Origin of the sequence: Nocardia sp. BMG51109 (assembly GCF_000526215.1) — a bacterium.
Classification (GTDB): Bacteria; Actinomycetota; Actinomycetes; order Mycobacteriales; family Mycobacteriaceae; genus Nocardia.
On the sequence record NZ_JAFQ01000004.1, the window covers coordinates 48,153 to 60,840 of the forward strand.

Sequence of the window (12,688 nt, forward strand, 5' to 3'; positions counted from 1 at the left end):
ACGGCAGTCGCCGGAGACAGATACGTGACTCCAGCGGACGAGCCGAACCGGAGCTGCTCACCGGTGGAACCTACGGCCGAGCACCGGAGTCATTTCGCACAACCTGCGCTCGGACGCAGCGGGCGGCGCACCGGCGATATCCCGGTTCGGCCTGCGGTGGCGCCCGGCCGTCCACCTGGAGCACGGTTACGCCGCAGCGCAAGGCCGACCTGTTCCTGTGGGGCCTGCCGGGACGAGCCGCAGCGTCGGGCGACATCGCACACCGCGCCCGTCTCCGGCCGCACCCCGGGCACGACCGCTGCCGGACCGCCCTGATCAGTCCGGAAAGGAGGAAATCACTGTGTCCGCGCGGCCCGCCCACGGTCGGCCAGTCGCCACTCCAGCGTCACCGGGATGACATCCACCTCCAGCGCCTCCCGCAGCCGGGTCACCGCATGTCCGAGAATGCGGCGGCGCAGGGCCGTCAGGTCGGCGTCCGGGTCGGCGGTCACCAGCAGATGCAGTTCGGGCGCGTCGGACGGGCCCGAGAGCCGGGCCGCGGCCGAGCGCACCTGCGGATAGGACTCGACATCGCTGATCAGCGGATCGGCCGCGGTGCGGGAATCCAGAACGGTCACGCCCGCGGCGTCGTGCGCCCCGATCTCCCACTGCACCCGGCTCGGCAGGCGGGTGGCCTGCGCGGCGAGCCAGCGCAGCGCGGCCAGGCCGATCACCACCGCGGCGGCGACAGCCGCGATCAGCACCCACCGCGGCGGCGCCGCGGTGCCCGGGACCAGCGGAGCGTCCGGATCGGCCCACCGGAGCCGGCCGAGCCACGCGACGACGGCATAGGCGCCCGCGGCGATCAGCACCGCGCCGATCAGTGCCAGCAGCGTCCGGTTCAGGCGCGCCGGACGGTTGACCGTGCTCATCGGGTTCCTCCCGCGTCGGTGGGGCGCACCCGGGTGGTCACCGTGTGGCGCACCCGGGGAGCCACCAGATCCAGGCGTTCATCGATCGCCGCGCGGACCGAACCGGCGGCTTCCGCCGCTGCCTCGTGAGTTCGCCCCTTGACACGAATCTTCTTACTTCCCAAGCGAACCCGTGCCGATTCCAGACCGGGCACCGAATCGGCCGCGTCCCGCACGGCGGCACGCAGGCTACGGCGCGTGATACCGGCGTGCACCCCGTCCTCCGACTCCAGCGGCAGCACGACCGGACGGCCGGGCATGAGCGCCACCGCGAGCAGCAGCACCCCGATCACCATCACCGCGATGCCGCCGCCGAGTACCCAGCCACTGCCCCACGTGGTGTCGTGCAGCCGACCGGCCACATCGTCATAGGATACGAGTTCCCTTGTGCCGCTGAGCTTCTGAACCACCGAGACGGCGACGACCACACACGCCGCGACCAGCACGAGCGCCACCACGACGGCCGGGATCACGCGGCGCGGACGGCGCTTCACCGGACCCGTCCGTCCGCAGCGCCGGTCGGCAGCGCCGACACCTCGATATCCACCCGCGGCACCGACAGCCCCGACAGTTCCCCGGTGCGCCGGATCAGATGCGCACGGCAGGCGTCGGCGATCCGGGCGACCGGCCGCGGGTAGCGGACCGGTAGCCGCACGCGCAGCACGGCCGAGTTCCCGGTGACCCGCGCCGACACCTCCACCTCCGGCGCCACACCGTCCACCTCGCGGGCGGCGCGGGCCGCGATCCGCCGCACCGCGCGCTCGCTCACCACGGTCACGCCGCGGGTGTCGAGGTCGGGCGGAGCCGCGGTGGTCGTGGTCATCGACGGCTCCGTTCCTGCGCCGAGCGCACCAGACCGGCGAGATCGACGTCGCCGTCGAGCCACCGCCCGACCAGCAGGCCCAGCCCGCCGAAGATCAGCACGACGAAGAAGGCGCCGAACCCGCCGAAGGCCGCGGCGAATCCCAGGGCCAGGCCCGTGATGAGGCCGATCGTGGTGGCGTTCATATCACTGCACCCGGTCGCGGCTGGGCTGCGGCTCGTCGTCGTCACCCTCGATGTAGACGTCGTTGACATTGATGTTGACCTCGACGACCTCGAGCCCGGTCATCTGCTCGATCGCGGTGATGACATTGCGGCGCACCGCCCGCGCCAATTCGGCGATGGCGACGCCGTATTCGACGACGAGATCCAGGTCCACCGCGGCCTGCCGCTCCCCGACCTCGACCGAAACACCTTGTCCCACACTGGAGGACGCGCCGGGAATGCGATCGCGCAAGGCGCCGAACGCGCGCGCCGCGCCCGCGCCCAGCTCGTGCACGCCGCGCACCTCACGCGCGGCCAGGCCGGCGATCTTCTGCACCACCGCATCGGCGATGGTGGTGGTGCCCTGATCGGTCACCAGCGCGCCGGAGCGGCCCGCGCCGTCGGCCTTCGCCCTCCCGACCTCGGGGTTCGCGGCCCTACCGGTCTCTGCCCTGGTGTTCTCGCCCGACTTCTCGGTTGCCGTGCTCGTCATTGTGCCTCCCGATTCCCTTGCGGTACAGCGGATAACGGTTCTTCATGAGTTCGACACGGTGCCGGACGAATCGTCACGGTCACCCGGCGTGATCTAGGTAACTGTTGTGTTGCCGAACGATCCGGCGTCGAGATCGGCGACGACCACGCGTACCGTCGCCCGCGCCCACTGCGTGGGTTCCAGCAATTCCCGGACCGCGCCGGCGAGCTTGTCCACCAGCGGCGGCAGCGGCAGCGCGACGGCCACCACCCGAATCTCCACGACCGACGGGGTGATATCCACGGCCGACCGGCTCCCGCGCAATGGCAGCCAGGTCGCATTCGGCAGCGCCGGCGGTGTCGCCGGCCGCAGCCCGTCCACCGCCTCGATCGCGTCGACGATGTCATCGATCACTGCCCCCTCGGAGGTCACGGCCACTCCGGTTCGATATCGAGAACGGTCACCGACACCTCGTCCGCGGTGACCCCGGTCTGTTCGGCCACCACGCGGGTGACCTGTTCCTGCACGGACCGGCCGACCACGGCGACCGTGCTGCCGGCCGAAACCGTCAGGTCCACATGGATTTTCAGCCAGGCACCGGCCCGGCGGATCCGCACGCCGCCCGACGGCGCCGATTCCACCCCGGTCCACAGCTGCTTCCCCGAGCGGGCGAGCTGCCCGACCAGGCCGAGCACGCCGGGTTCCAGGCGCAGCACGCCGGACACCGCGGCCGCGGCGCGGGCGGCGACACCGGCGATCACCGCGTCGGCGACGACGACCTCGGTGGCCGGGGTACTCACCGGTCCTCCTCGTAGACGTCGACGACCACGATGTCGAGCCGGTCCAGGACCAGACCGATCCGCGCCGACGCCGCGGTCCGCACCCGCTCGCGCACCAGCGGCACCGACCGTTCGACGCCGCGGCCGCCGACCCGCACCGCGATCGTCATCTCCACCTCGATGACGGTCTCGCCGTCCGGGCCGGGCCCGGCCGCGCGGACGTGGCAGCCGCGGGCCCGCACACCCTCGACGGTGTCGGCCGCGTACCGCAGCACCACCGCCACCGCCTGCTCGCTGACCTCGATCGACCCCGGATGCGGGGTGGGCAGCTCCAGGGTCCGGCCGCGGCGCACCTCGGTGCGCACCGCGGACATGATGCGGCCGAACAGATCCGGTGGCGGCGGATCCGGCTCGTCGATGAGTTCCCGCGTCGCGCCGCGCAGCGTGAGCAGGCTCTCCCGGGCCGCCGCGCAGTGCGGGCAGGTTCGTTCGTGGTCGTCGGCCAGTCCGGCATCGATCGCGTCCAGCCGCTCCCACACCCGTTCCAGGCCGCGGCCACACGGGAGCAGATAGTCGCTGTCCGTGGTCGGCCTCACCGCCATGGCTTCATCACCTCCGCCAGTTGCGCTCGGGCCCGTGCGATCCGCCCGCGGACCGCTGTCGTGTTGGTGCCGACGATCTCACCGATCTCCTCGTAGGACCGGCCGTGCACCTCCCGCAGCAGCCAGCAGGCACGCTGTTCGGGCGTCAGTCGTTGCAGTGCCGCGGTGAGGGCCGCCAACTGGCCGTTGACCTGCGCCGCGTGCTCGGGATGGGTGTCGGTCCGGGACGCGGTGGTGTCCGGATCGACGTCGGCGGGCAGCTGCCGCGACCTGATCACGTTCAGGCAGCGGTTGGTGGTCGCCCGGTACAGCCACCCGGCGAACGCCGAATCGTCCTGCAACTGCCCCATCCTGCGCCAGGCCGTCAGGAAGACCTCCTGCGTGACGTCCTCGGCCTCGGCCCGATCGGCCAGCATCTTCGCGGCCAGCCGGAACATCGGCCCCTGATAGCGCAGTACGAGCTGTTCGTAGGCCCGGACATCGCCGTCACGCGCCCGACCGGCCAGGGTCGCGTCGTCCAGCGCCGCCTCGGCTGCCGTAGCCGTCCTGGTCACACAGCACCTCCTCCGCCGCTCTCTCGATCGACACCGGTGCACGGGAAACGTCACGGCCGATTATCGCGTGATCGTTGTCTCGGTGGTTGCCGCGCGAGAAATCCGAGTGTCGGAGGGGCGTCATCGTGTGCGCCGAACGGCGCGCCGCGCCGACTCGCCCACCGGCAAGCACTCGAGGGGGTGCGGCCGGTCCGGCTTGCCGCGGCCGGGCCGCTACACCGATTCCCGGTCGGCGGCGAACTCCGTCACATCGACCAGCCGCAGGCCCGGGGCGCGCACCCGGCGGCGGTCGACCAGCCACACCTGAACGGTCTGATCGGCTCCGGGGCTGAGGGTTTCGATCTCCACCTCGATCTCGCCACGTTGAGGATGGTCGAGATGTACCGTGCCCGTGCGGAATTCGCCGACGCGATGTTCTCGCCAGCGGCAGGCGAATTCCGGGACCTGTTGCAGCGCGGCGATAGTCGCGTTCAGGCCCGGCTCATCGGGCCAGGCCGACCGGGCCGCGCGCAGCGCCGAGACCATCATGTCGGCGACTACCGGCCAATCGTGCCAGTGCCGTACCGCCTCCGGGCGGCCGAAGACGAAGCGCGCCAGATTGCCGTCGACACCCTCGTCGAGCAGGCCCAGCGGCTCGGCGAAGTCCAGCCAGGCGGCGTTCCAGGCGAGAATGTTCAGCCAGCGACCCAGCACCAGTGCCGGGGTGGGATGCAGGGCATCCAGTACCGCCCGCACGGTGTCGGAGACCTGCTCGTGGGCCTGGCCGGGCGACGGGCACCCGCCGTGCTCCATCCCGAGCGCGAGCTTCCCGAAGTGGTGGCGCTCCACCTCGTTCAGCCGCAGCGCGTCGGACAGCGCGCCCAGCACCGCCGGGGACGGATTGGTGTCGCGGCCCTGTTCGAGCCGGGCCAGATAGTCGGCGCTCACCCCCGCCAGCGCGGCGACCTCCTCGCGGCGCAGTCCGGGCGTACGGCGGCGGCGACCGGCGGGCAGCCCGACCTCCTCCGGCTGCAGCTGCGACCGCCGGGCGATGAGGAACTCCGCGAATTCCGACCGTGCCACGTCACCATCCTGTCCGATCCCGGGACTCTTATCCGCGCCCTGACAGTCCCAGGATAGCGGCGGTGTGGACAAACGGACCACGGTCCGGAAATCATGGTGGCATGACAACTTCCGCAGAGACCGCATTGAAGACCGGTTCCTGGGCCCTGGACACCGCCCACTCCTCGGTCGGCTTCACCGTCCGACACCTCGGCATCTCCAAGGTCCGCGGCCGGTTCAACTCGTTCGAGACCGGATTCGTCGTGGACGAGTCGGGTTCTGCCACGATCGAGGCCACCATCTACCTCGACTCCTTCGACACCGGCAACGAGGACCGCGACGCGCACGTCCGCAGCGCCGATCTGCTGGATGTCGAGAAGCGGCCGACCCTGCACTTCAAGGTCGTCGAGCCGGTGCGGGTGGCCGAGGACTTCGAGGTCACCGGCGAGGTCACGCTCGGCGGCGTGACCCGGCCGGTCACCCTCGACGTCGAGTGGGGCGGCGTGCAGGAGAATCCGGGCGACGGGAAGCGCCGCGCCGGCTTCGCCGCCTCCGGAACGCTGAAGCGCAGCGACTTCGACGTCGCCACGGCCGTGCCCACGGCTATGCTCAGCGACAAGATCGGCATCGATCTGGACATCCAGCTCCTCGAGCCGGAGGACTGACCTCCCGGCACCGGGTCACCGGTCCGGCAGGTTCACCCCGGGCCGGTGGCCGATCGACGAGCGTTCCACCCAGCAGTACGACGAGCGGTATCCCTCCGAGCGAAGGAGTCCCGATGAGCACTGCCGAAGACTGGAACACCAGCATCATCGACGAGTTCCGCGCCAATCAGGGCCGGGTCGGCGGCCAGTTCGAGGGTGCGCCGATGCTTCTGGTGCACCACCGCGGTCGCAAGTCCGGCCGCGAGTTCACCACGCCGATGATGTACCTGGCCGACGATCGGGACCCGGACACGATCTACGTGTTCGCCTCCAAGGCCGGGGCCCCGACCAATCCGGACTGGTACTACAACCTGACCTCCGCCGGCACGGCGAACGTCGAGCGCGGCACCGATCGCTACGACGTGACGGTCCGCGAGATCACCGGCGACGACCGCGACCGGATCTACGCCGAACAGGCGAGCCGCTATCCGGGCTTCGCCGGATACGCCGAGAAAACCGCCGGCATCCGCACCATTCCGGTGCTCGCGCTCAGTCCCGCGTAATGCGGTGACCTCCGACCGGCATTGCCGTCATCACCGCGGTGATGATCGTGCCGGCCACCATCTCAGCGCGTGCTTCACCAGGCGACAGAGCACTCAGGGCAGCAGACCCGTCCGCCTGGCCCGCACGACGGCCTCGTGGCGGGTGTGCGCCCCCAGCTTCGTCATGGCGCTGCGCAGGTAGCTCTTCACCGTTTCGGACCGGAGCGAAAGGCGCTGCGCCGCTTCGGCATTGGTGCAGCCGAGGGCCACGTGGCTGAGCACGTCGACCTCCCGGGGCGCCAGCGGCGGCGCCTCGTCCGTCAGGTCGGGCCCGGACAGCAGGCGGGTCAGGCGATCCGACAGGTCTCGCAACCGGGTGCGCGTCGCCGTATCCGCGACCGCCTGGGCGATGCCACGGACCTCGGCGTGGATGTCGCGGAGTTGCTCGGCGACCGCGACGTCGGCGGCCGACCAGGGGCGCTCGGTCGCCGCGGCATCGGCCTCGCGCAACCGCACGCGCCGGTCGACCTCGTCGCGAATGGCCAGCTCCACGGCCAGCCGCCGACCGGCCTGCACCGCCAGATCGGCCGCGCGGCCGCCGAGCGGCCCGGGATCCCGGCTGGCGACGTAGAGCACGGCCCGCGATTCGCCCCGGACGACCACCGGGACCCCGACGACGGCCCGCAGGCCCTCGGTCAGCACGGGGGCGTCGTAGTGGTGGGTGATCGTGGAGGCGGCCCGGTAGTCGGCGACCGAGGTGGGCCGCTTGGTGGCCACGGCGGCACCGCCGACTCCGGAAGAAGGTGACACCGCCAGCCCGCGCATGGCGCTGGTCCGGGTGCCGAGGAATTCGCTGAGCACCAGCGTCTGCTCGTGCACCTGACCACCGAACACCACAGGCAGCCCGGAGGCGGTGGCGACCTGCCGGAGTTCGGCACGCAGCGCATCGGCATCGCGGGGACGCAGCAGATTCATCTCGGTACCCCTTTCCGGGGGTAGTGGGCAGGGGAATGTGACGTGGATCCTAGTTCGGGTGAGTTCGACTACGGACCGGTTCCGGCGGGCCGGTTATACGCACGGGGCATGGGACACGCCGCTGCTCGGCGACACGATCGGCGCGAACCTCGACCGCACCGTGGCCGCCCACGGCGACCGTCCGGCGCTGATCGACCATGTCACCGGCGCTCGATGGACCTACCGCGAGTTCGCCGCGGAGGTGGACGCGGTCGCGCTCGGACTGCTCGCCGCGGGGATCGGCGCGGGCGACCGGGTGGGAATCTGGGCGCCCAACCGCGCCGAGTGGACGCTGGTGCAGTACGCCACCGCGAAGATCGGCGCGATCCTGGTGAACATCAACCCGGCCTATCGCGCCTACGAACTGCGTCATGTGCTGGGACAGTCGGGAACTCGCCTGCTGGTGGCGGCCCGGGAGTTCAAGACCTCGGACTACGCCGCGATGATCGAGGAGGTCCGCCCGGACTGCCCGGAGCTGGAGCGGGTGATCCTGCTGGACACCCCCGAATGGACCGCGCTGCTGGAAGCCGGCCGCGCCCGAGACCCGGCCGAGGTGACGGCCAGGCAGGCCACGCTGTCCCCCGACGACGCGATCAACATCCAATACACCTCGGGCACCACCGGATTCCCGAAGGGCGCCACCCTGTCGCACCACAACATCCTCAACAACGGCTACTTCGTCGGCGCGCTGTGCGGCTACACATCGGCAGACCTGATCTGCCTGCCGGTTCCCTTTTATCACTGCTTCGGGATGGTGATGGGCAATCTTGCCGCCACCAGCCACGGCGCGGCGATGGTGATCCCGGCCCCGGCCTTCGACCCGCGAGCCACCCTGGAAGCCGTTGCCGCCGAGGGCTGTACGTCGCTGTACGGGGTGCCGACGATGTTCATCGCCGAACTCGCCGAACCCGGATTCGACTCCTACGACCTGTCCACGCTGCGCACCGGGATCATGGCCGGATCGACCTGCCCGGTCGAGGTGATGAAGCAGGTGATCGAGCGGATGGGCATGGCCGAGGTCTGCATCTGCTACGGCATGACCGAGACCTCGCCGGTGTCCACCCAGACCCGCCGCGACGACACCCTCACCCAGCGCACCGCGACCGTCGGCCGGGTCGGCCCGCATCTGGAGATCAAGATCATCGACCCGGCGACCGGCCGGACCGTGCCGCGCGGCGAACCCGGCGAGCTGTGCACTCGTGGTTACTCGGTGATGCTCGGATACTGGAACGAACCCGAGAAGACCGCCGAGGCCATCGACGCCGCCCGCTGGATGCACACCGGCGACCTGGCCACCATGGACGACGACGGCTACGTCGCGATCACCGGCAGGATCAAGGATCTGGTGATCCGCGGCGGCGAGAACATCTACCCGCGCGAGATCGAGGAGTTCCTCTACACCCACCCCGACATCCTCGACGCTCAGGTGGTCGGCGTGCCCGATCCGAAGTTCGGCGAGGAGCTGGTGGCCTGGCTGCGCATGCGCACGGGCGCACCGGCATTGGACGCCGCGTCCCTGCGGGAATTCTGCACCGGACGGCTCGCGCACTACAAGATCCCCCGCTACGTGCACATCGTCGAGGAGTTCCCGATGACGGTGACCGGCAAGATCCGCAAGGTCGAGATGCGCGAGGTGTCCGCGCAGCTGTTCGGGCAGGACCGGACCGCGGCGGGCGCGAGCCAGACAGGAGAGACAGCATGATCGCCAACACCGAGCTGTACCGCGCCGCGCGCGACCGGCTCCTCGACGCCGCCACCGACTACGACGCCGCGTGCGCCGGCTTCGAATGGCCGCGGCTGACGGGCGAATTCAATTGGGCCACCGACTGGTTCGACGTCATCGCCCGCGGTAGCGACGCGATCGCCCTGTGGATCGTCGAGGAGGACGGGCGCGAACGGCGGGTGACCTTCGACGAGATGGCCCGGCGCTCCGACCAGGTCGCGACCTGGCTCGCCGAACTCGGTGTGCGCAAGGGCGACCGGGTGATCGTGATGCTGGGCAACCAGGTGGAGCTGTGGGAGTCGGTCCTGGCGATCGCCAAGCTGGGCGCGGTGGTGGTACCGACCACGGCCGCGCTCGGACCGGAGGACCTCGCCGACCGCATCGACCGGGGCGCAGCGCGTTTCGTGATCGCCGACGCGGCCGACACCGCCAAGTTCGACGGGGTGGCCGGCGACTACACCGGCATCGCCGTCGGCGCGGCGGCGCCGGGCTGGGCGCACTACGCCGACGCCGCCGCGATCACCTCCGCCGGCCCGTTCCCGGCCGTCACCGACGTCACCGACGAGCTGCTGGTGTATTTCACCTCCGGCACCACCAGCAGGCCGAAGATGGTGCAGCACAGTCAGATCAGCTACCCGGTCGGACATCTCAGCACGATGTACTGGATCGGCGTGCGCCCCGGCGACGTACACCTGGCCATCAGCGCGCCGGGCTGGGCGAAACACGCCTGGAGCTGCCTGTTCGCCCCGTGGATCGCCGAGGCCACCATCTTCGTCTACAACTACGGCCGATTCGATGCCGCCGCCCTGCTGGGGCAGCTGCGCCGGGCCCGGGTGAACACGTTCTGCGCGCCACCGACGGTGTGGCGCATGCTGATCCAATCCGATCTCGGCCCCCGCCCGGACGGACTGCGCGAAATACTGGGCGCCGGTGAGCCACTCAATCCGGACGTCATCGCGCAAGTCGAGAAGGCCTGGGGGCTCACCGTTCGCGACGGTTTCGGCCAGACCGAAACCACCCTGCAGGTCGGCAACACGCCCGGCCGGCCGGTCAAACCGGGGTCGATGGGCCGCCCCGCGCCCGGGGTGCCGGTGGTGCTGATCGATCCGGTCGCCGGCGGGCCGGCCGACGAGGGCGAGATCTGCCTGGACCTGAGCGCGCGGCCGGTGAACCTGATGACCGGATATCTGCGTGACCCCGAACGGAATTCGGCAGCCATGGCGGACGGCTACTACCACACCGGCGACATGGCCGCCCGCGACGCCGACGGCTACATCACCTACATCGGCCGCACCGACGACGTGTTCAAATCCTCCGACTACAAGGTGTCACCGTTCGAACTGGAGAGCGTGCTCATCGAGCATCCGGCGGTGGTGGAGGCCGCGGTGGTGCCGCAGCCCGACGACACCCGGCTGGCCGTCCCCAAGGCCTACGTGGCGGTGGCCGCCGGCTGGGAGCCCGGGCCCGAGACCGCGCGCGCCATCCTGGCGTACGCTCGCGATCACCTCGCCCCCTACCTGCGGGTGCGTCGTCTCGAGTTCTACGATCTGCCGAAGACGATCTCCGGCAAGATCCGCCGGGTCGAACTGCGCCGCCGGGAGGAGGCGGCGCATGCGGCGGGCACACCCATCGACACCGAGTTCCGGTACGAGGACCTGCTCCCGCGCCCGGCCGGGTAGCCGATGTTGTGCCGGATCCACCCGAATCGGCCACCCGGAGCCCGCTCCGGACCCGGCCCCGCGGCTCAACTCGCCGCGAGGAACTGCACCGATCGCGTCAGGACAGAAGAACTTTGGCACGTTTGCCCGAGTGTGACGCATTCTGTGCTGGTCCACCCCACCGCCGACGACAAGACTGGCGTAGTGCCCGCCGCGTGGCACCGGTACCCGTCGTCCCCGGACCGCGCCACCCCTCCATCGGACGCGGTCGGATCGTCCGGACGGCGGGCACCGCTCGCGCGGTGTCGGTTCGGTGGGTGCCGCGGAACACCTCCCGCGGCAACACGATCCGTGATCGACCGTACGTGTCACTACGACCGATTGGAGTACGCGTGTTGAACACCATGGAATCGGCGACCGAATACGTGATCGCCGAGCTCGAGGCCAAGGGCACGGCCACTCGTGACGACTTCGACGTCCAGGCCATCGTGACGGCCTCGCATGCGATCGCCGAGAGCTGGGACCTTCGTTCGATGGACCGCAGCACGTTCTGGAACATCGCGGCCAGCAATCTGAAGCTCTAGGACCGGTCCAGTTCGCTGCTGTGGCGGGTGTGCGCGACCACCGACCATCGCCGCGCCGCCCGCCGCATCGAGCCCGCATCGGAGTAGCCGAGCAGTTCGGCCTGTCGCTCGCGGCTCATCGGCCCCGCCGCCTCGGCCCGGGCCAGCCGCGCCCGGTCCAGCTCCCGCCGCCAGGTGGTCCCCGCCTCGGCGAGGCGGCGCTGCAGCGTGCGCGGGCTCGTCGCCAACCGGCGCGCGACCCGATCCAGCGACGCCTCACCCTCGTCGAAGGCCTGCGTCAGGGCGGTGGCGACCCGCTCCGGCCACGCCGACTCCAGCGGCGGGGGCGGCGGCAGGGCGTCGGCCAGCGGCTGCAGCACCTCGGCCAGCGCCGGATCGGCCGTGGCCAGCGGCAACTCCATATCGGCCGCCCGGAACGTCATGACGTCCACCGGCGAGCCGAATTCTATGGCGGTCGTGCCGAACACCTCCACGAACAGGCTCCGGTCGCGCGGGGCCCGCTGCCGCAGCGCCACCCGGATCGGGTTCAACGGCGCATCCACGACGTTGCGGGCCCGCGTCAGCACGGCCACCAGCCCCCACAGCTGGGTGTGGTCGCGGCCGCGGCCGTCGCCCTCGATCATGTCGATGTACAGGCTGGTCTCGCCGTCGTTCTCGGCGACCAGGTCGAAACGGTGGTTGGTGGTGACCGCCGTGACATACGGCCCGCAGGTCGCCAATCCCGAACCGACCGTCGGCGCGCTGGCGAACAGGTAGTCGTACAGCCGCAGCGCCGGCATCCGGTACTGCCTCGCGACGTACAGCGCCACGCCGGGCTCGTCCAGGATGCGCTCACCCGCCTCCCACAGTCGGGAGAACGTATCGCTGGGCATCTGCACGCTCGCCCCGTCCAGCGTCCACTCCGGGACGCCGCATTCGCGCAGCACGCGATCCCGGTCCGCTCCGGCGGCCGTGAACTGCGACAATACGAAACGGTGCAGTAATGTCTGGTCCGTCCCCAACACCCCTCCTGCCCGGTGGCTCCACAAGCAAGGTCTATACACGAACGCTATACCGCCCGGGCTGTTTCATTTCCCGAAACGAACCATATGTGGTCGTC

The 12,688-nt window shown here is 70.6% G+C and carries 17 protein-coding genes; 5 read left to right on the forward strand and 12 right to left on the reverse strand.

Annotation, left to right across the window (positions count from 1 at the left end):
• Positions 1–335: 335 nt before the first annotated feature.
• The 10 genes from D892_RS0101565 to D892_RS0101610 form a co-directional block, all read right to left on the reverse strand.
• The gene (locus D892_RS0101565; RefSeq protein ID WP_024799566.1) at positions 336–911 is read right to left on the reverse strand and encodes a hypothetical protein; all 576 of its coding nucleotides are present in this window, start codon (positions 909–911) and stop codon (positions 336–338) included.
• On the reverse strand, positions 908–1,444 hold the full coding sequence (locus tag D892_RS0101570; RefSeq protein WP_024799567.1) for a DUF6286 domain-containing protein: 537 nt from the start codon (positions 1,442–1,444) through the stop codon (positions 908–910). Before D892_RS0101570 ends, D892_RS0101565 begins: the two co-directional genes overlap by 4 nt.
• On the reverse strand, positions 1,441–1,773 hold the full coding sequence (locus D892_RS0101575; RefSeq protein WP_024799568.1) for a hypothetical protein: 333 nt from the start codon (positions 1,771–1,773) through the stop codon (positions 1,441–1,443). The genes D892_RS0101570 and D892_RS0101575 overlap by 4 nt, the downstream gene beginning before the upstream one ends.
• On the reverse strand, positions 1,770–1,958 hold the full coding sequence (locus D892_RS0101580) for a hypothetical protein (protein WP_024799569.1): 189 nt from the start codon (positions 1,956–1,958) through the stop codon (positions 1,770–1,772). The genes D892_RS0101575 and D892_RS0101580 overlap by 4 nt, the downstream gene beginning before the upstream one ends.
• A 1-nt stretch (position 1,959) precedes the next feature.
• Complete coding sequence (locus D892_RS0101585; protein ID WP_024799570.1) at positions 1,960–2,469, reverse strand: Asp23/Gls24 family envelope stress response protein; 510 nt, start codon at positions 2,467–2,469, stop codon at positions 1,960–1,962.
• A gap of 93 nt (positions 2,470–2,562) precedes the next feature.
• Entirely contained in the window at positions 2,563–2,880 is a 318-nt protein-coding gene (locus tag D892_RS0101590; RefSeq protein WP_024799571.1) for a hypothetical protein, read from the reverse strand.
• Positions 2,877–3,248, reverse strand: coding sequence for an Asp23/Gls24 family envelope stress response protein (locus D892_RS0101595; protein ID WP_024799572.1), 372 nt, complete (start codon positions 3,246–3,248; stop codon positions 2,877–2,879). Before D892_RS0101595 ends, D892_RS0101590 begins: the two co-directional genes overlap by 4 nt.
• Entirely contained in the window at positions 3,245–3,829 is a 585-nt protein-coding gene (locus tag D892_RS0101600) for a hypothetical protein (protein WP_024799573.1), read from the reverse strand. Before D892_RS0101600 ends, D892_RS0101595 begins: the two co-directional genes overlap by 4 nt.
• Positions 3,820–4,383 (reverse strand): RNA polymerase sigma factor, encoded by a 564-nt coding sequence (locus D892_RS0101605; protein ID WP_024799574.1) that lies wholly within the window; start codon positions 4,381–4,383, stop codon positions 3,820–3,822. Before D892_RS0101605 ends, D892_RS0101600 begins: the two co-directional genes overlap by 10 nt.
• Before the next feature lie 213 nt (positions 4,384–4,596).
• Positions 4,597–5,445, reverse strand: a complete 849-nt coding sequence (locus D892_RS0101610; RefSeq protein ID WP_024799575.1) for a helix-turn-helix domain-containing protein — start codon at positions 5,443–5,445, stop codon at positions 4,597–4,599.
• Positions 5,446–5,546: 101 nt separating this feature from the next.
• Here D892_RS0101610 and D892_RS0101615 point away from each other — a divergent pair, with 101 nt between their 5' ends.
• A complete protein-coding gene (locus D892_RS0101615; protein WP_024799576.1) occupies positions 5,547–6,089 on the forward strand; it encodes a YceI family protein in 543 nt (180 codons plus the stop codon).
• A gap of 113 nt (positions 6,090–6,202) precedes the next feature.
• Positions 6,203–6,631 carry a nitroreductase family deazaflavin-dependent oxidoreductase gene (locus tag D892_RS0101620; RefSeq protein WP_024799577.1) on the forward strand — a complete coding sequence of 143 codons (429 nt, stop codon included), beginning with the start codon at positions 6,203–6,205 and terminating at the stop codon, positions 6,629–6,631.
• A gap of 93 nt (positions 6,632–6,724) precedes the next feature.
• Here the strand turns inward: D892_RS0101620 and D892_RS0101625 are convergent, their stop codons facing one another.
• Positions 6,725–7,585 (reverse strand): LuxR C-terminal-related transcriptional regulator, encoded by an 861-nt coding sequence (locus D892_RS0101625; RefSeq protein WP_024799578.1) that lies wholly within the window; start codon positions 7,583–7,585, stop codon positions 6,725–6,727.
• A gap of 58 nt (positions 7,586–7,643) precedes the next feature.
• Between D892_RS0101625 and D892_RS0101630 the strand changes: the two genes are divergently transcribed.
• The 3 genes from D892_RS0101630 to D892_RS0101640 all read left to right on the forward strand — a co-directional run bounded on the left by D892_RS0101630 (position 7,644) and on the right by D892_RS0101640 (position 11,589).
• Positions 7,644–9,326: an AMP-binding protein gene (locus D892_RS0101630; protein WP_024799579.1), complete on the forward strand. Its 1,683-nt coding sequence runs from the start codon at positions 7,644–7,646 to the stop codon at positions 9,324–9,326.
• Positions 9,323–11,026: an AMP-binding protein gene (locus tag D892_RS0101635; RefSeq protein WP_024799580.1), complete on the forward strand. Its 1,704-nt coding sequence runs from the start codon at positions 9,323–9,325 to the stop codon at positions 11,024–11,026. Before D892_RS0101630 ends, D892_RS0101635 begins: the two co-directional genes overlap by 4 nt.
• A gap of 371 nt (positions 11,027–11,397) precedes the next feature.
• Positions 11,398–11,589: a hypothetical protein gene (locus D892_RS0101640; protein ID WP_024799581.1), complete on the forward strand. Its 192-nt coding sequence runs from the start codon at positions 11,398–11,400 to the stop codon at positions 11,587–11,589.
• Here the strand turns inward: D892_RS0101640 and D892_RS0101645 are convergent.
• Positions 11,586–12,554 carry an AraC family transcriptional regulator ligand-binding domain-containing protein gene (locus D892_RS0101645; RefSeq protein WP_232235952.1) on the reverse strand — a complete coding sequence of 323 codons (969 nt, stop codon included), beginning with the start codon at positions 12,552–12,554 and terminating at the stop codon, positions 11,586–11,588. The two genes, D892_RS0101640 and D892_RS0101645, sit on opposite strands and share 4 nt — an antisense overlap.
• Between the last annotated feature and the right edge of the window lie 134 nt (positions 12,555–12,688).

What these genes read in the sequence shown, in the direction of transcription:
- D892_RS0101565 (WP_024799566.1), bottom strand. Translation starts at nt 911, where the DNA reads ATGAGCACGGTCAACCGTCCGGCGCGCCTGAACCGGACGCTGCTGGCA.
- D892_RS0101575 (WP_024799568.1), bottom strand. Translation starts at nt 1,773, where the DNA reads ATGACCACGACCACCGCGGCTCCGCCCGACCTCGACACCCGCGGCGTG.
- D892_RS0101580 (WP_024799569.1), bottom strand. Translation starts at nt 1,958, where the DNA reads ATGAACGCCACCACGATCGGCCTCATCACGGGCCTGGCCCTGGGATTC.
- D892_RS0101585 (WP_024799570.1), bottom strand. Translation starts at nt 2,469, where the DNA reads ATGACGAGCACGGCAACCGAGAAGTCGGGCGAGAACACCAGGGCAGAG.
- D892_RS0101600 (WP_024799573.1), bottom strand. Translation starts at nt 3,829, where the DNA reads ATGGCGGTGAGGCCGACCACGGACAGCGACTATCTGCTCCCGTGTGGC.
- D892_RS0101615 (WP_024799576.1), top strand. Translation starts at nt 5,547, where the DNA reads ATGACAACTTCCGCAGAGACCGCATTGAAGACCGGTTCCTGGGCCCTG.
- D892_RS0101620 (WP_024799577.1), top strand. Translation starts at nt 6,203, where the DNA reads ATGAGCACTGCCGAAGACTGGAACACCAGCATCATCGACGAGTTCCGC.
- D892_RS0101625 (WP_024799578.1), bottom strand. Translation starts at nt 7,585, where the DNA reads ATGAATCTGCTGCGTCCCCGCGATGCCGATGCGCTGCGTGCCGAACTC.
- D892_RS0101635 (WP_024799580.1), top strand. Translation starts at nt 9,323, where the DNA reads ATGATCGCCAACACCGAGCTGTACCGCGCCGCGCGCGACCGGCTCCTC.